At 72.3% G+C, this 15,319-nt stretch carries 21 protein-coding genes, 1 tRNA gene and 1 pseudogene; 15 read left to right on the top strand and 8 right to left on the bottom strand.

All coding sequences use genetic code 11. The features are described from left to right. The first annotated feature begins 76 nt into the window (after positions 1 to 76). From AC3EU2_RS07265 to AC3EU2_RS07255, 3 genes are all read left to right on the top strand, one after another. Positions 77 to 1,177 (top strand): NYN domain-containing protein, encoded by a 1,101-nt coding sequence (locus AC3EU2_RS07265; RefSeq protein WP_488179042.1) that lies wholly within the window; start codon positions 77 to 79, stop codon positions 1,175 to 1,177. Continuing rightward, a complete protein-coding gene (locus AC3EU2_RS07260; protein WP_488179041.1) occupies positions 1,174 to 2,424 on the top strand; it encodes a glycosyltransferase in 1,251 nt (416 codons plus the stop codon). Before AC3EU2_RS07265 ends, AC3EU2_RS07260 begins: the two co-directional genes overlap by 4 nt. A 67-nt stretch (positions 2,425 to 2,491) precedes the next feature. Next, positions 2,492 to 2,574 (top strand) — tRNA-Leu (locus AC3EU2_RS07255). 85 nt (positions 2,575 to 2,659) lie between these two features. Here the strand turns inward: AC3EU2_RS07255 and AC3EU2_RS07250 are convergent. Continuing rightward, positions 2,660 to 3,043, bottom strand: a complete 384-nt coding sequence (locus AC3EU2_RS07250) for an ArsR/SmtB family transcription factor (protein ID WP_488179040.1) — start codon at positions 3,041 to 3,043, stop codon at positions 2,660 to 2,662. A gap of 78 nt (positions 3,044 to 3,121) precedes the next feature. Between AC3EU2_RS07250 and AC3EU2_RS07245 the strand changes: the two genes are divergently transcribed. Both AC3EU2_RS07245 and AC3EU2_RS07240 read left to right on the top strand, forming a co-directional pair. Further along, entirely contained in the window at positions 3,122 to 3,646 is a 525-nt protein-coding gene (locus tag AC3EU2_RS07245; RefSeq protein WP_488179039.1) for an ArsI/CadI family heavy metal resistance metalloenzyme, read from the top strand. Positions 3,647 to 3,659: 13 nt separating this feature from the next. Next, positions 3,660 to 3,863: a hypothetical protein gene (locus AC3EU2_RS07240; protein WP_488179038.1), complete on the top strand. Its 204-nt coding sequence runs from the start codon at positions 3,660 to 3,662 to the stop codon at positions 3,861 to 3,863. Between the two features lie 7 nt (positions 3,864 to 3,870). Here the strand turns inward: AC3EU2_RS07240 and AC3EU2_RS07235 are convergent, their stop codons facing one another. Continuing rightward, positions 3,871 to 4,977, bottom strand: a complete 1,107-nt coding sequence (locus AC3EU2_RS07235) for an ArsO family NAD(P)H-dependent flavin-containing monooxygenase (RefSeq protein WP_488179037.1) — start codon at positions 4,975 to 4,977, stop codon at positions 3,871 to 3,873. Between the two features lie 37 nt (positions 4,978 to 5,014). Continuing rightward, positions 5,015 to 5,590: a hypothetical protein gene (locus AC3EU2_RS07230; protein WP_488179036.1), complete on the bottom strand. Its 576-nt coding sequence runs from the start codon at positions 5,588 to 5,590 to the stop codon at positions 5,015 to 5,017. Positions 5,591 to 5,652: 62 nt separating this feature from the next. Here AC3EU2_RS07230 and AC3EU2_RS07225 point away from each other — a divergent pair, with 62 nt between their 5' ends. The 5 genes from AC3EU2_RS07225 to AC3EU2_RS07205 all read left to right on the top strand — a co-directional run bounded on the left by AC3EU2_RS07225 (position 5,653) and on the right by AC3EU2_RS07205 (position 10,094). Then, a complete protein-coding gene (locus tag AC3EU2_RS07225; RefSeq protein WP_488179035.1) occupies positions 5,653 to 5,829 on the top strand; it encodes a hypothetical protein in 177 nt (58 codons plus the stop codon). 167 nt (positions 5,830 to 5,996) lie between these two features. Next, entirely contained in the window at positions 5,997 to 7,268 is a 1,272-nt protein-coding gene (locus AC3EU2_RS07220; RefSeq protein ID WP_488179034.1) for an NAD(P)/FAD-dependent oxidoreductase, read from the top strand. A 95-nt stretch (positions 7,269 to 7,363) separates the two neighbouring features. After that, positions 7,364 to 7,732: a DoxX family protein gene (locus AC3EU2_RS07215; RefSeq protein ID WP_488179033.1), complete on the top strand. Its 369-nt coding sequence runs from the start codon at positions 7,364 to 7,366 to the stop codon at positions 7,730 to 7,732. 24 nt (positions 7,733 to 7,756) lie between these two features. Beyond that, complete coding sequence (locus tag AC3EU2_RS07210; RefSeq protein WP_488179032.1) at positions 7,757 to 8,401, top strand: N-acetyltransferase family protein; 645 nt, start codon at positions 7,757 to 7,759, stop codon at positions 8,399 to 8,401. A gap of 94 nt (positions 8,402 to 8,495) precedes the next feature. Continuing rightward, positions 8,496 to 10,094 (top strand): serine/threonine-protein kinase, encoded by a 1,599-nt coding sequence (locus AC3EU2_RS07205; RefSeq protein ID WP_488179031.1) that lies wholly within the window; start codon positions 8,496 to 8,498, stop codon positions 10,092 to 10,094. Between the two features lie 124 nt (positions 10,095 to 10,218). Here AC3EU2_RS07205 and AC3EU2_RS07200 read toward each other — a convergent pair whose 3' ends face one another. Together AC3EU2_RS07200 and AC3EU2_RS07195 are read right to left on the bottom strand one after the other, a co-directional pair. After that, positions 10,219 to 10,455 carry a DUF1059 domain-containing protein gene (locus AC3EU2_RS07200; RefSeq protein ID WP_488179030.1) on the bottom strand — a complete coding sequence of 79 codons (237 nt, stop codon included), beginning with the start codon at positions 10,453 to 10,455 and terminating at the stop codon, positions 10,219 to 10,221. After that, entirely contained in the window at positions 10,433 to 11,383 is a 951-nt protein-coding gene (locus AC3EU2_RS07195; protein ID WP_488179029.1) for a sigma-70 family RNA polymerase sigma factor, read from the bottom strand. The genes AC3EU2_RS07200 and AC3EU2_RS07195 overlap by 23 nt, the downstream gene beginning before the upstream one ends. 181 nt (positions 11,384 to 11,564) lie before the next feature. On the opposite strand from AC3EU2_RS07195, the pseudogene AC3EU2_RS07190 reads away from it, so the two are divergent. The 3 genes and pseudogenes from AC3EU2_RS07190 to AC3EU2_RS07180 form a co-directional block, all read left to right on the top strand. Further along, positions 11,565 to 11,753: pseudogene (locus AC3EU2_RS07190) on the top strand (sigma factor); the annotation flags it as partial. Between the two features lie 121 nt (positions 11,754 to 11,874). After that, positions 11,875 to 12,483, top strand: coding sequence for a hypothetical protein (locus tag AC3EU2_RS07185; protein WP_488179526.1), 609 nt, complete (start codon positions 11,875 to 11,877; stop codon positions 12,481 to 12,483). Positions 12,484 to 12,529: 46 nt separating this feature from the next. Beyond that, positions 12,530 to 13,099 (top strand): mycothiol transferase, encoded by a 570-nt coding sequence (locus AC3EU2_RS07180; protein ID WP_488179028.1) that lies wholly within the window; start codon positions 12,530 to 12,532, stop codon positions 13,097 to 13,099. A gap of 52 nt (positions 13,100 to 13,151) precedes the next feature. On the opposite strand, the gene AC3EU2_RS07175 is transcribed toward AC3EU2_RS07180, so the two are convergent. Both AC3EU2_RS07175 and AC3EU2_RS07170 read right to left on the bottom strand, forming a co-directional pair. Further along, positions 13,152 to 13,358 carry a hypothetical protein gene (locus AC3EU2_RS07175; RefSeq protein WP_488179027.1) on the bottom strand — a complete coding sequence of 69 codons (207 nt, stop codon included), beginning with the start codon at positions 13,356 to 13,358 and terminating at the stop codon, positions 13,152 to 13,154. Beyond that, positions 13,345 to 13,641: a MerR family transcriptional regulator gene (locus AC3EU2_RS07170; protein WP_488179026.1), complete on the bottom strand. Its 297-nt coding sequence runs from the start codon at positions 13,639 to 13,641 to the stop codon at positions 13,345 to 13,347. The genes AC3EU2_RS07175 and AC3EU2_RS07170 overlap by 14 nt, the downstream gene beginning before the upstream one ends. Positions 13,642 to 13,790: 149 nt before the next feature. Between AC3EU2_RS07170 and AC3EU2_RS07165 the strand changes: the two genes are divergently transcribed. Then, positions 13,791 to 14,222 carry an Hsp20/alpha crystallin family protein gene (locus AC3EU2_RS07165; RefSeq protein WP_488179025.1) on the top strand — a complete coding sequence of 144 codons (432 nt, stop codon included), beginning with the start codon at positions 13,791 to 13,793 and terminating at the stop codon, positions 14,220 to 14,222. Positions 14,223 to 14,413: 191 nt separating this feature from the next. Beyond that, a complete protein-coding gene (locus AC3EU2_RS07160) occupies positions 14,414 to 14,749 on the top strand; it encodes a J domain-containing protein (protein WP_488179024.1) in 336 nt (111 codons plus the stop codon). On the opposite strand, the gene AC3EU2_RS07155 is transcribed toward AC3EU2_RS07160, so the two are convergent. Then, on the bottom strand, positions 14,682 to 15,185 hold the full coding sequence (locus tag AC3EU2_RS07155) for a hypothetical protein (protein WP_488179023.1): 504 nt from the start codon (positions 15,183 to 15,185) through the stop codon (positions 14,682 to 14,684). The genes AC3EU2_RS07160 and AC3EU2_RS07155 overlap by 68 nt on opposite strands. Positions 15,186 to 15,319 lie beyond the last annotated feature (134 nt).

Genomic DNA, 15,319 nt, shown 5'->3' with positions numbered 1-15,319 from the left:
GCCGTGCCCACGATAGTGAGGAGCCCTCCTCCCCGGTGTGGCTTCGCCGCGGTCGGGTGGCTGAGAGAGTTGGGCCATGAGGTCCTGGTGCGCGGTCTACGTCGATGTCGGCTACCTCCTCGCGTCAGCGGCGACCAGGGTCACGGGCTCCTCCCTGCGCAGCAGCGTCGAGGTCGACTACCCGGGTCTCGTCGCCGCGCTCGTGTCGCAGGTCGAGGCCGACTCCGGGCTGCCCGTGCTGCGCGTCAACTGGTACGACTCGGGCGCCCGCCCCGGCGGCCAGCCCGACCACCACCAGGACCAGATCGGTCTGCTGCCTCAGGTCAAGCTGCGTCTCGGCAGGTTGTCGTATGCCGGCGAGCAGAAGGGCGTGGACGTGCGCCTCGGCCTCGACCTCGCCCTCCAGGGCCGGTCGCGTGTCGCCGACGTCGTCTACCTCGTCTCCGGCGACGACGACCTCACCGAGGCGGTCGAGGAGGCGCAGGGCGCCGGCGTCCAGGTGAAGCTGCTCTCGGTCCCCGGCGTCAACGGCCTCTCCCACGCGGTGTCCAAGCACCTGCGCCGCGCAGCCGACAGCGAGCTGCTCGTCGACACCGAGACGATCGACACGTGCGTGCGCTCGCGGGCCCTGCCTCCCGGGCTGGTGCCGACGACGGGCGACGGCGAGGAGGACGTCGAGGCGCCGGAGGTCGCGTCGAGCGAGGTCGACCCCGACGTCGACCTCGACCTCGACCTCGACGAGACGGTGGTCGATGTCGTTGCGCGAGAACCGGTTCCGGTGACGGACGCGAGCGAGGCATCGAGCGAGCCGGTCCCGGGGAGCGAGCCGGCCGACTCACCGCCGCAGTCGCCGTCCCCGTCCCTCTTGGGGCAGAGGCGGGCGACGGAGCTCGTGCTCCCGCCACCGCCGGGCTGGTCGGCGAGCGCGGGTGGCGAGGTCGGCGTGGCGCTCTTCGACGCGGTCGCGTATGCCGTCGTGTCGTCCTGGTGCCGCACCGCGACGCCCGCGTCGCTCGCCGACCTGCGGGCCTCGCAGCCGGCCATCCCCGGGGAGCTCGACCGCGCGCTGCTTCTCGACCTGGCGAGCCGGTCCGGCGGCGACGACATCGACGACGCCGGCCGGCACCAGGTGAGGGAGCGCTTCTGGCACCACGTCGGGCGGATCCGCCTGTCGTGAAGGTCAATGTCCTCGCGGCCGGGTCGCGAGGGGACGTGCAGCCGATGGTCGCGCTCGGTGCCGGGCTGGCCCGCGCCGGGCACGCGGTGACGATCTGTGCCGGAGACGACTTCGAGGACCTGGTGACCGATCACGGGCTCGAGTTCGTCCCGGCCGGGCTGCGGATCGAGGAGCTCATCGGCTCCGAGCTCGGCGTCGCGTGGCTGGGGCACTCGAGCAGCAACCCGTTCCTCGAGCTGCGTGCGCTCAAGCGGTTCGTGCGCCTCAGCGTCGAGGAGTATGCCGGCGCCTTCCTCCCGCTCGCCGGCTCGGCCGACCTCTGGCTCAGCGGGCTGCTGACGCTCCACGCCGCGGACGCCCTCGCCTCGGTCGGGGGTGGGCGCCACGTCGTGGCCGAGTTCGCCCCGATGCGGCCGACCCGCCTCGGCGCGTCGGGACTGCAGCCGGTGCTGCCCGGGCGGTCCTCGTGGCTCAACCACGTCGCCGGACGGTCGCTGCTCGAGGTGGTGGGTTCGGTGTTCTCACCACCGGGTGACGAGGTGCGGGCCGAGCTGGGGCTGGCGCCGACCGGCCGCCGCGGCGTCCTCGACGCGATCCGGCGGACGCCGGGGCTGCTCGCCGCCTCGCCGCTCGTCGTTCCTCCGGCGCCGGACTGGCGCGGCAACCCCGAGGTGACCGGCTACTGGTTCCTCGACGACGAGGTGACGGCGGTCGCGGACCCGGAGCTGACGGCATACGTCGAGGGAGGTTCGCGTCCCGCGTACGTCGGGTTCGGGTCGATGTCGACGCGCGACGCGGACCGGATCAGCCGACTGGTCGCGGACGCCGCACGCGCCGCCCGGGTCCGGGTCGTCCTCCACCGCGGGTCCGCGGGGCTGGAGTCGCTCGACGACGAGTGGGTGCGCGACGTCGGGCACGTGCCGCACGGGTGGCTGCTCCCGCGGATGGCGGGCGTCGTCCACCACGGCGGGGCGGGCACGACCGGTGCGGCGGTGCGGGCGGGCGTGCCGCAGGCGGTGGTGGCGCACATCGGCGACCAGCCGTACTGGGGGCGACGGGTGTGGGAGCTCGGGGTGGCCGCCCGGCCGATCCGGCGGCACGAGCTGTCGCTCGGGTGGCTGACGGAGGTGCTGCGTGGCTTCGCGCGGGGTGAGTGCGCGCCGCGGGCGGCGGCGGTCGGTGCGCAGGTGCGCAGCGAGGACGGTGTCGGGCGGGCGGTCTCCCTCCTCACGGCGGGGGTTCGGTAGTCGACCGGCGGGGAGGGGCGCGGTTTGGAGGCGGGTGGGTGCGTGCGGCACACTGGTCCAGTTCCCAGCGCAAGTGGCGGAACGGCAGACGCGCTGCGTTCAGGTCGCAGTGTCCGAAAGGGCGTGGGGGTTCAAATCCCCCCTTGCGCACAACATCCCGATGTCCCCGGACATCAGCACCACCCCGAACCCATCACGGGTTCGGGGTGGTCTGCGTTGTGGGCCAGGCGCGCGTTCAGCAGCCCGACGATCCGTCGACCGTGGCGAACAGGCTCGTCATGGCCGACATCGCGTCGGGGCTGGGCCGGTAGTACACCCAGACCCCGCGCTTCTCCCGGTCGAGCAGGCCCGACTCGTGCAGGACCTTGAGGTGGTGGCTGATCGTCGGTTGCGACAGGTCGAACGCCGGCGTGAGGTCGCAGACGCAGGCCTCGCCCTCCGGGTGGGACAGCACCATCGACATCAGGCGCAGGCGGACCGGGTCGACGAGAGCCTTGAGCAGCCCGGACACCTGCTCGGCCTGATCCGTGGTCAACGCCTCCCGCGCGAGGGGGGCGTAGCACGCCAGGGCCTGTCGGAGGGGCGGGTCGTCGGCGCGGTCACAGAAATAGACACCCATCTATATTGACAGATGCCGATGTCTGGGGCCAAAGTGAAGAGACATAGACACACCTCGATCTCTCCAGGAGGAACCACCATGTCTCGTGTGCAACTGGCTCTTCGGGTCGCCGACCTCGACGCCTCGATCGAGTTCTACTCCCGGCTGTTCGACACCACCCCCGCCAAGCGGCGCCCCGGCTACGCCAACTTCGCGATCGCCGAGCCGCCGCTCAAGCTCGTCCTGCTCGAGGGCCAGCCCGGGGAGGACACCCGGATGGACCACCTCGGTGTCGAGGTCGAGTCCACCGACCGCGTCACCTCGGCGACCACCCGGCTGGCCGATGCCGGGCTCGCCACCCGCGTCGAGGACAACACCACCTGCTGCTACGCCGTCCAGGACAAGGTCTGGGTGACCGGGCCCGGCAGCGAGCCCTGGGAGGTCTACACCGTCACCGGTGACGCCCGTCCCGACCTCGAGGGGAAGACCAGCCTCGACCTGTCCGACGTGGCCGGCGACGGGACGTGCTGCGCCACCGACTCCACGACCGACACCACCACCGACACCACCCCCGTTGACGACGTCGCGGTCGCCGAGAAGCAGACCGCTGCCGCCTGCTGCTGAAGGAGACGACACCATGCACCCCTACGTGACCGGCCTGATGGCCCAGGCCCACCGCGACGACCTGCTCGCGGATGCCGCCCGCCACTCCCTTCTCGCTCAGGTGCTGGCGGCCCGGCCCCAGCGCGCTGGCCTCCTCGCGCGGTTGGGCGAGACCGTGGGACGGCTCACCCGGCCCGTTCCCGCGCCGGAACCAAGCGCCGCCTGCTGCCCGGCCTGACCCGCTCTCACGTGCGGGAGCCGAGGAGCGCGGTGATCTCGTCGACGGCCTCCCGGGCCGTGCGACCGACCCCGATGAGGGTGGCGGAGCCGGGGCCGGTCCAGTCGCCGTAGCCGACGAGGTGCAACCGCGGTTCGACGAGGGACCTCGTCCCGGCGGTCGGGATGCGACCGTCCGGGCCGCGCAGCCCGAGTGGGGCGAGGTGACCGAGGTCCGGGCGGAAGCCGGTGCACCACACGATGGCGTCCGCGGGCTGGTGCGTGCCGTCGGCCCAGGCCACCCCCTCCGGCGTCAGCCGGTCGAACATCGGTGAGGCGTGGAGGACGCCCCGGTCGCGCGCCTCGCGGACCGACGGGACCATGACGACGTCGCCGAGGCCCCGCACGCCACCGGGGTCCGCGAGGCCGGTGTCCAGCGCCTTGCGCCGTGCGGTGGCCACGGCGAAGAGGGCGCGACCGTCGACGTCGTCCGGCAGGAACACCGGAGGCCGCTGCGTGACCCAGGTCGTCTCGGCCACCGACGAGACCTCGGCGAGGAGCTGGGCCCCGGTGTTGCCGCCGCCGACGATGACGACGCGCAGCCCAGCGAACCGGCCCGGGTCGGCGTAGCCCGCGCTGTGGAGCTGGAGCCCCCTGAAGCTCTCCATGCCCGGGTAGTGCGGGACGAACGGGCGACCCCAGGTGCCGGTGGCGCTGACCACGGCCCGGGCCTCGTACACACCCTCGCTGCTCTCCACGGCCAGCCGGTCGGCGCCAGGCCCGGTTCCGCGCACGGCCGTCACCCGGACGGGACGGTGCACCGGAAGGTCGTACCGCTGCTCGTACCGAGTCAGGTAGTCGACGACGTGCGCGGCGGGAGGCATCCCGGACTGTCCGGTCATCGGCATCCGCCAGCCGGGCAGCGACGAGAACTCCGCAGGCGAGAAGAGGGTGAGGGAGGGCCACGTGTGGCGCCAGGCGCCTCCGGGTGCTGCGCCGGCGTCGAGGACCACGAAGCCGGTCTCGGGTTCGAGCCCGGCCCGCCGCAGGTAGTAGCCCGTCGCCAGGGCGGACTGTCCGCCGCCGACGACGACCACGTCGACCCGGCGCGCCGACGACGTCGTGGACGTGGGCACCGTCGGCTCCACAGCGCCGCTCCTGGACGTCGACATCTCAGCGGTGGCGGCGCCGCTGGGACCGGACGGCCCACCCGGCGGCTCCCCCGACACCGATGAGGAGAGATCCGATCCCGACGGCCCACCAGGTCTGCGGGTCATGCCGCCGCTGGCTCCAGTACTCGACGTCCCGTTGAGCGACGACGTGCTCCACGGCGCCGGTCGCGTCGTTCGTGACGAGGATCTGCAGCGGCCTCGCGTAGCCGGTCGCGTCGGTCGACGCCTGCCACCCCACGGGCCAGTCGCGGTCCTCGGGCAGCGCGTCCGCGTCCGCGAGCGCGTCCAGCTCGCGCCACTGGTCCATCTCGGACGTCAGCACGCGCACCCGGTCGACCACGGACGAGCCGGCACCCGTGCCCGACACGTGCACCTCCACGGCCAGCGCGTCGACCGTACCCCCGCGGTTCGCCACGTCGCCGGCGATGTCCGGGCCGAGGGTGTCTCCGGGCACGAACCAGAAGCCCAGGATCGACAGCGCGGTCCAGAAGACCAGCCAAGCGGCTGCCCCCGCGCCCGCGCCGCGGACCCACGACCCGGTTCGAGCCGCACGAGACTGGACCGACGTGGTGGTCATGGGGCCATGGTGGCAGGAGTACCCGGATCGCACGCCCACCACGGTCACCTAGGGTGGCTGGCATGGCGGCATCGGCGGCAGAGGCGACCTCGACCCCGGTCGAGCGACGTCATGCGCCGTCCCACGTGCCCTCCGGTGCAGCGCTGCTCGCGCTGGTCGCGAGTGAAGAGGCCCGTGGCATCACCGGCCTCGACGTCCTGCGCCGCAGCGTCGACCGCGCCCCGCCCGCGCACGCCTGACCCCTTCGGCTGACGGCCCCGCACCGGCGCACTGGTGCCCCGGCGCGCCCCCGGCGGCCCAGCCCGGTCGCCCCGCCCGCCCGGACCCAGGTCCGTCGAGCGAGCCCCTGGCGTCATGCGCCGCACCCCTCTTCTCTCTCCTCTCTCTCCTCGCAAAGGTTCCTCTCATGTCACAGCGCGTCGCCGTGGTCGGTGCCGGGATGGTGGGTCTGTCCACTGCCTGGTTCCTCCAACAGCTCGGCCTCCACGTCACCGTCTACGACCGCGAGCACGTCGCGGCCGGCTCCTCGTGGGGGAACGCCGGCTGGCTCACGCCCGCCCTCACGGCGCCCCTGCCCGAACCGTCGGTGCTCGGCTACGGGATGAAGGCCGTGCTCAGCCCGTCCTCGCCGGTCTACGTCCCGTTCCCTCCGTCTCCGCGACTGGTGCAGTTCCTCGCCCGGTTCGCCCGGAACAGCACCCACGGTCGGTGGGTGAAGGGGATGCGGGCCTACGCGCCGATGAACCACCTCGCGCTCGGCGCGTTCGACGAGCTCACCCACGGAGGTGTGGACACCCAGACCCACCTCGCCGACCCGTTCCTCGCCTGCTTCCGCACTCCCGAGGAGAGGGCCGCGCTGCTCGCGGAGCTCGAGCAGCTCATGGCCGCCGGCCAGGACGTCAAGTACGACCTCCTCACCGGGCAGGAGGTGCGCAGCGAGGAGCCGTCGCTCTCTCCCGAGATCGGTGCGGCCGTCCGGCTGCACGGCCAGCGCTACCTCAACCCGCCGGCATTCCTCGAGGCGCTATCTGCCGCCGTGCGTGACCGCGGTGGGGACATCGTCCAGGCCACCACCGTGACCGAGGTCGAGGAGCTCGGCGACGGGGTTCGGGTCCGGACGCGGACCGACACCACCACCGGGGCCGTGAAGGCCACGGACCGATTCGACGACGTGGTCCTGGCGCACGGCGCGTGGCTGGGTGGGCTGGCCCGGCCCTTCGGGGTCCGGCAGGCGGTGCAGGCCGGACGCGGGTACTCCTTCAGCGTCGAGTGCGACAGCGTCCCGGCGGGTCCGGTCTACTTCCCCGCCCAGCGCGTGGCGTGCACCCCCCTCGACACGCCGGCCGGGCCCCGGCTGCGGGTCGCCGGGATGATGGAGTTCCGTTCTCCCGACGCCGCCCTGGACCGCCGCCGCATCGACGCGATCGTCGACGCCACTCGTCCCCTGCTCGTCGGTGCCGACCTGGACCGTCGCGAGGACGAGTGGGTCGGTTCGCGACCCTGCACGGCGGACGGGCTGCCCCTCATCGGCGCCACGAAGGCTCCTCACGTCTTCGTCGCCGGCGGCCACGGGATGTGGGGCATCGCCCTGGGCCCGCTCACGGGGAAGCTGCTCGCAGACCGCATCGCCACCGGCATCACGCCTGCCGAGCTGCTGCCCTTCGACCCGCTGCGCTGACGGGCGTGAGGACGACGTCGGGCGGCCTCGGGCGACGGGCTTGACGCAGGGCAGTAGCGTGACGCGCAGGATTCCCCTCCACGACGGGACGCATCATGGACATCGCACTGTGGGTCGTCGCAGGACTTCTGACCCTCGTGTTCCTCGGGGCGGGTGTCGCCAAGATCATGCTGCCGAAGGACGCGCTGTACGAGAAGCAGATGACGTACGTCGAGGACTTCTCCGGCGGCCAGATGAAGGGCATCGGCGTGCTCGAGCTGCTGGGGGCGCTCGGTCTGGTCCTCCCGGCGTTCGTCGACGGCTCGGAGTGGCTCGTCCCGACCGCCGCGACCGGGCTGTTCCTCCTCATGGTGGGTGCGGTGCTGACGCACGTCCGTCGCAAGGAGACGTTCGTGCCGCCGCTCGTGCTGGCCGTGCTCGCGGCGTTGGTCGCCATCGGTCGCTTTTGGGTGTCCCCGCTGTGACGCCACGTGGATGACCTGACGCCGGTGAGGCTGCGTGACGGCACCGAGGCGTTCGTGGTGCCGCTGCTCCCGGCCAACCGGGAAGCCCTCCGGGAGGAGTACGAGCACCTCTCCGCGGAGACCCGGTACGACCGGTTCCTGTCCGCAGTCCCGACCCTGACCGACACCATGCTCGACCACCTGGTCCGTGACGTGGACGGCGTCGACCACGTCGCCCTGGTGCTGCTCGTCATCACGCCGGACGGGACAGAGCGGCCCGTCGGGCTGGCGCGGATCATCCGCTACCGCAACGACCCGAGCGTGGCGGACGTCGCGGTCACGGTGGTGGACGACTGGCACGGCCGGGGCGTGGCCACGGCCCTGCTGGAGGTCCTCATGCGTCACCGACCGCCCGGTGTCGAGCGGATCGTCACGCTCGTCAATGCCAGCAACCGTGCCTCGCTCGCCATGCTGCGTCGGCTCGGTGACGCCGCGGTCAGCCAGCCGGAGGCGGGGGTGCAGGTCGTCACGGTCACGCTCCACGGTGCGGCCGACCGTGCGTCGCCCGGTCGTGTCGATGCGAGCACGCTTGCGCTCGAGGACAGTCCCCTGCGGCGACACGACCCACCCGGCCCTCCTCCGTCGCCGCTCGCGGGTGACCTCGACAGGCCGGGAGCCTCACAGCGCTGAGGTGGGTGGGTCGACATCTGGGCCTCTCCTCATGGCGTCCCGCAGCCCATCCGGCCCTTAGGCTCGATCAGTGAGCTCAGGAGGGAGATCGTCGGTGAGCGATCCGGAGGCCCTTCTCGCGGGGCGGTACCGCCTCGTCAAGGTGATCGCGACCGGGGGAATGGGAGTGGTCTGGGAGGCGTGGGACGAGCGTCTCGAGCGGGCCGTGGCCATCAAGCAGCTGCACGCCCTTCCGGGTGTCCCTGAGGCCGAGGCGGAGCTGGCGAAGGACCGCGCCATGCGCGAGGCGCGCATCACCGCCCGGCTGCACCATCCCCATGCCGTGCCGGTGTTCGACGCGGTCGAGCACGACGGGCAGCCGTGCCTGGTCATGCAGCTGGTCCCCTCGACCCCGCTCTCCGCGGTGCTCCGTGACAGCGGACCCCTGCCGCTGGGCCGGGTGGCCAGGATCGGCGGCGAGGTCGCCTCCGCGCTGACTGCGGCCCACCAGCTCGGGATCGTCCACCGTGACGTCAAGCCGGGCAACATCCTCATCACCGCCGACGGCAAGGCCCACATCAGCGACTTCGGCATCTCCCACGCCATGGGCGACGCCACCCTCACTCGTACCGGGATGATCCACGGCACGCCCGCCTACCTGGCACCGGAGGTGGCCCGAGGCGAGGACGCCTCGTTCCCCGCCGACGTCTTCTCGCTGGGCTCGACGTTGTATGCCGCCCTCGAGGGCTCGCCGCCCTTCGGCTCGGAGGGCAACTCCATCGCGCTGCTCCACAAGGTGGCTGCGGCCCAGGTGTCCCCACCGTCCCGAGCCGGTGAGCTGACCCTCTTCCTGCTCGACATGCTGTCCTCGGAGCCCGAGGCGCGCCCTACCATGGAGGAGGTGACCCTCCGGCTCGCCGACCTCGACGCCGATGCTGTCGCTCCGGTGGTCGTTCCGGAGGATCAGCTGTCGTCCACCGCAGTCCTGCCGGCGGCGGTGGTTCCGGCGCAGGCCGAGTCGGAGCTGGACCGTCTGTGGGACCCGCAGGACGACGAGGAGCGCGCCCACCCCGATCAGCCCGCGCCCGACGTTGGTCCGTCGACGGAACGCCGCCGACGTCGCTCACCGTGGCTCCTGCTCGGGGGCGCGGCGATCGTGGCCGCGCTCGTGTGGGTGATGGTGAGCGCCCTCATCGACGACGCGGGCCGTGACACCGTCGAGGCGGACAGCACCAGCACGGGCCAGAGCACTCCCACTGACCAGCCGACCACCTCCGAGCCGGTGTCCCCGACCACGGCTGCTCCCACGACCGCCGCGCCGACGACGGCTGCGCCCACCCCCACACCGGCCCCGACGACGCAGTCCCCCGCAGCCCCAGCCTCCCCGGCCACGACGTCACGACTCTCGTCGGCGATCACCGACTACTACGCCCTGCTCCCCGGTGACACGGCGGGCGCGTGGCCGTTGTTGACGGCCGCCTACCAGACCCGGACCGCCGGCGGCCGGAGGTCCTACGAGGCCTTCTGGAGCGAGATCAGGGACGTGACCGTCAGCGGAGTCGAGGCCACGGCTCCGGACCGGGTCGTTGCCACCCTGACCTACACGCGCGACAACGGCCGCGTCGACGTGGAACGCACGAGCTTCCGACTGGTCGACGAAGGCGGGCGCCTGAAGATCGCGTCGTCAGAGGTGCTGAGCAGCCGACGACGCTGACCGTCGTCGCTTCAGCGGTGATGGCCCGTGCCATCCGGGTGCCCGATCCCGGTCCTCGCAAACGCGCGACATGGCACGCGTTTGCGAGGACCGGAACGGACCGGGCTCGGCTGAAGCAGTGGGCTCAGGCCTCGGGGAGGGCGGCGAAGGCCCTCTTGGCGTCGTTGTACCAGCCCAGCGACTTCTTGGGGTGCCGCCAGCGGCTCTTCATCGCGTCGCGAGCCTCCTGGTGGGTGGCGTCCCCGGCAGCCTCCGCCTCCTTGAGGTGCTGGTCCTGGGCGTTGATGACGTCGTCGGCGCTGTCTCCGTGGTGCTCAAGGTCGCAGGGCCCTCCGAGGTCACGGCAGGTCATGGTCTTCATGGGTGTCTCCTTCTCGATGGTCTTGATGGCCTTCTGGGGTGTTGACGATCGGCTCGGGGGATGTGTGACCGGATCGGGCGGCGGAGCGCCCACCAGTGGCGGGCTCCCCGCCGGCACGGCGGACGACACGGGAGAGCACGTCAGGCGCGGCGCGGAAGGTGATGGCGCGCACGAGGCCGTCCACGACGGTGAAGTCGAAGATGACCCTGGCCGCGCCACGCTGGAACCAGGCGGTGCCGGGCCGGTCGCCGAGGAAGACCGGGAGCGCGGCCTGGGCGCTGCCGTTGAAGAACGTCGCCACCTCGTGCGCGCCGTCGATCTGCCGCGGTGTGCCCATGAGGACCGCGGCGTCGTCCGCGGTCACCTCGGCATCGGGCGCGAGCAGGCGCAGCAACCGGTCGAAGTCGCCGTTCTTCGCCGCGGCCATGAACGCGTCGACCACCTCCCAGTCGGCCAGGTGGTCCTCGGGTCGCGGCTGCGCGACCTTGGCGCGCGCCCGCGAGGCCAGCTTGCGCGCGGCCGCCGGGGTCGTGTCGAGGACCGCCGCGATGGTCGAGAACTCGAAGCCGAAGCTGTCGTGGAGGACGAATGCGACCCGCTCTCGCGGACCGAGCCGGTCGAGCACGACCTGCAGGGCAAGGCCGACCGTGTCGGCGAGGGCGACGTCGTCGGCCGGGTCGGTGACCGTCTCGCTCAGCTCGACGTCGGCCACGGGCACGGGGGTGCGCGAGCGCAGCCGGTCGAGGCAGAGTCGGGTGGTGACGGTCGTCAGCCACGCCGGCAGGCTCTCGATCTCGGTGTCCGTCCGGTGCAGCCGCAGCCACGCCTGCTGCACGACGTCCTCCGCCTCGGCGTGGTCGTCGAGGACGCGGCTCGCGATCGCCACGAGCCGTGGTCGTTCGAGCAGGAACGCTTCCGTCTGGTCCACGGCGTCCACCCTTCCACGGTGATCGGTCACCCCACTGACGCGCGAACGGGACCAGGTGTGACGGCGAACCGCGAAACGCTCACGCACCCTGGGCCGGGGGCTCCACACTTGGCGGGTGATCGGCGGGGAGTTCGCCACCGTGCTGGCCCGTGCCCGCGAGGGTGACGAGGCCGCCTTCGCGATGTTGTGGCGTGACCTCAACCCCGCACTCGTCCGCTACCTGGTCGTGACCCGTGAGCCCGCCGACGACGTGGCGACCGAGACGTGGCTGTCAGTGGTCAAGGGCCTGCATGCGTTCCGGAGAGACGAGATCTGTTGGCGCGCCTGGGTCTTCACGACCGCTCGACGTCGGGCCGTGGACCAGGGTCGACGTCGCGCCCGTCTCGCGGTCCTGGTCGCCACCCGGCCTTGCCGAGCCGCTCGCGCTGTTCCGTGCCACCGCCGCGTCCGTCCTGGTGACGACGCCCAGCCCCCTGACGAGGAGAATCCCTGTGCTCAGCCCACTCATGAGTGCCCGGGCCGGGGCGGCCGTCGCCGGCATCGCCATCGGACTGGGCGGCACCGCCGTGGTCGCCTGGTCGGCCACCCGCCCGCCGGCCGCGCCGTCGACGATCACTCCGGCCACGCCCTCCACCAGCCCGAGTCCGACTCCCAAACCGTCGGACCGCGGCGTCGGCCCTGACGCCAACGGTCCGGCCAAGTTCGGACTGTGCCGGGCCTGGTCCAACCACCACAAGCACGACGACGGCGTCGAACGGGCGAAGGGCTCCGTGGCCATGCGCAACCTCGCGGCCGCCGCCGGCGGCGAGGACAAGGTCGAGGCCTTCTGCGCCGCGGTGCCCCACCCGGGCAACGGACCCAAACCCGGCAAGTCCGACGACGCCACCGAGGACGGCAAGGCCGGCTCGTCGGGCAAGGACAAGCCCCCGCAGGCCGGCCCCAAGGACAAAACCGCGCCGCCGCGCGGTCCCAAGCCCAAGACCAAGCCCTCGGCGTCGGCCACGCCCCGCCCGACCCCGTCCGCCTCGCCCAGCAGCACGCCCATGCTGTCCCCGACCCCTCTGACCCCGACCCTGACCCCGAGCCCCAGCCCCACCTGACGAGCCCAGGAAGCCGATCGTCCGGAACCCGTCCTACGGTGCTTCCATGAGTGGACCACCGACACCCGGCTTCCCGGAGCCACCGCCCGTGGGTGACGAGGTCGTCACCCTGCTGGGGTCGCTCGAGCGGCAGCGCGCCACCTTCCACTGGAAGTGCGCCGACCTCACCGCCGAGCAGCTGAGGCAGCGGCTCCCCTCGTCCGAGCTCTCCCTGGCCAGGCTTCTCAAGCACCTCGCCTGGATGGAGGACCTGAACTTCACCCGGGACCTGGCTCACCACGAGGTGCCGGCGCCGTGGGCGGACATCGACGCCGAGACGCGCTCGGAGTGGGCGTTCGAGTCCGCCGACCTCGACCCGGCCGACACGCTCTATGCGCTGTGGGACTCGGCCACGGACAGGTCGCGGCGCGCGGTCCGCGCCGCGCTCGGCCCGAGCGGCCTCGCAGCCACCTACCCTGACGGCGACGGCCACGAGGTCACGCTGCGGCGACTGCTCGTCGACATGATCGAGGAGTACGGCCGGCACACCGGCCACGCCGACCTCCTCCGTGAAGCGATCGACGGTCGCGTCGGTGAGGACCCACCCGGCCGGCCGATGGCCTTCACCCTGGACTGACCGGCATACCTCCTCGGCCGGGGAGAGAGCGTGACCGCCGGCCGACGAGCGGTCAGGCGGGGTCGGGCTCGTACTCCTCGTCGGGGTCGCCCACCACGTCCTGCGCCTGGTCGAAGCGGTCGGCCTCGTCCGCGTCCCGGCTCTCGGGGGCCGGCCACTCCTCGTCGACGATGACCCTCGGGTCGGCCGGCTGCTCCTGCTCGACGCGGTCGACCTCCGGGACGACGCGGTCGAGTGGGGTGTCGTCAGTTCGAGCCATGCGTGGGCCTCCCTCTCTTGCGCAGCCGAGCGTTCTCCGCCTCCAGGTACAGGACCATGGCGATGCCCGCGAGGTTGAGCCCTGCCCCGAGCAGGTCCCCGATGCGGCGCAGCCGGTCGAGGTCGTTCGCGCTGTAGCGGCGGGTGCCGCCGTTGCTTCGTTGGGGCGTGAGCAGGCCTCTGGCCTCGTAGAGCCGGAGGTTCTGCACCCCCATGCCGACGAGGTCGGCGGCCACGGAGATGCCGTAGACGCCGCGGTCGCCGTCAGGAGCGCGGGTGGTCATCGTGCGCCGATCCTTCCGAGATGACTTTCGCTCTGCCACTTGCACCACTATGCCGGTGGTGCTAGAAAAAATCTATAGCGGTTGCCACAGGTTCAAGGCCGGTGGCACCCGCTCGTCCACAGGAAGAAAACGCCACGGAGGTGACCACGATGCTCATGCGAACCGACCCGTTCCGTGAACTGGACCGACTGACCCAGCAGCTCCTCGCTCCGCAGGGCAGGCTCGCCCAGCTCGCGGCGATGCCGATGGACGCGTGGCGCGACGGCGACAGCTTCCACGTCGAGTTCGACCTGCCCGGAGTGGACCTGGACTCGATCGACATCGATGCCGAGAGCAATGTCGTCACCATCAGGGCCGAGCGTCCGAACCGGGCTAGCGACGCGGAGCTTCTCGCGGCCGAGCGTCCGCGTGGGGTCTTCAGCCGCCAGCTCGTCCTCGGGGAGAGCCTCGACACCGAGCGCATCGAGGCGGCCTACGACAACGGTGTCCTCACGCTGACCATCCCGATTGTCGAGCAGGCCAAGCCGCGCAAGATCGAGATCAGCAGCAGCAATGAGGGTCAGAAGTCCATCAGCTCGTGACCCGCACCGCCCCTCGCCGGGCGGACACCCGAGACCCCTCGTCTGGGTCGCGTTCGTGCCACGCGCCCGACGCCGCCTGCGCGGCGCCCGCGCCTTGACGGCGTACCCGTTCGCGGCCCAGGCGAGGCCTCCCTCGGGTCCGGTGTGGCCATCGGGGGCGGACCGCGGCAGGAAGGAACGTCCGGCGCATCGTGACCAGCGATGAAGGCGACCTCTACCGCGCTCTGGGTCTGACGCCTCAGGCGACCCCGGCGCAGGTCCGGCGTGCCTACCGCTCCCTCATGCGCCAGAACCACCCCGACACCCGGGCGCCGGGGGACGCGGCCTCCGACGCGACGCTCCAACGCGCCATCGCCGCATACGCGATCCTCGGGGACCCGGACCTCCGATCCGGCTACGACGAGCGCATCACCCGCCGGAAGCCCGTCAGTCCCGCCCACGTCCGCCGTGAGCGAGGGTTCACGCCGAGTGATCCGCAGACGTCCCCGATCCGAGCCGGCCCGGTGCGCTGGCACCGGAGGGGGTGAGGACGTCGCGAGTCGGCACCTCCCCTCCCTGTCGCAGCCGGGAGAACCGACGTGCGGCGACCCCGCCGACGACGGCGATCATCGCCACGAGCAGACCTTGGTATGCCGTGTGCGCGCCGGTTCTCGCGGGGTCGGCGTAGCCGCCGTCGAAGAACCCCGACGCGATGCAGACCGGCGCGACGATCGTGAGCAGCGCGCTCGCGGCGAGGGCGGGCCGGCGACGTCGCCCGGACGCGACAGCGGCGGCAACGAGCTGGGCGAGCATCATCGGGAGGGGGATCGACAGACGGCCGGTGGGTCCCATGGCGTCGAGGACCGTGTCGGCGAGGCCGCCGGCGACGGAGACGAACGCTCCACCCAGCGACACCGCGGCGAGCACCGCGACGGCGAGGAGGACGCGGCGGTCCGGGGCGGTCGGCGTGGGGGCGAGGGTCATGGCGGTCCTTTCGAGTGCTGAGGCGAGTGCGCGGGTCCGGGTCTGCCCGGGGCGATGTCGCCTCGGCCAGAATGCTCGCGGCTGCTTGGGCCCGGCTTGCGTGCGTCGTGAGCGACCTCGGGCGGGCCGGCGCC

The sequence above is a fragment of the Knoellia sp. B-D-2 genome (assembly GCF_057714695.1).
This window is presented reverse-complemented; position numbering and strand designations above follow the sequence as displayed.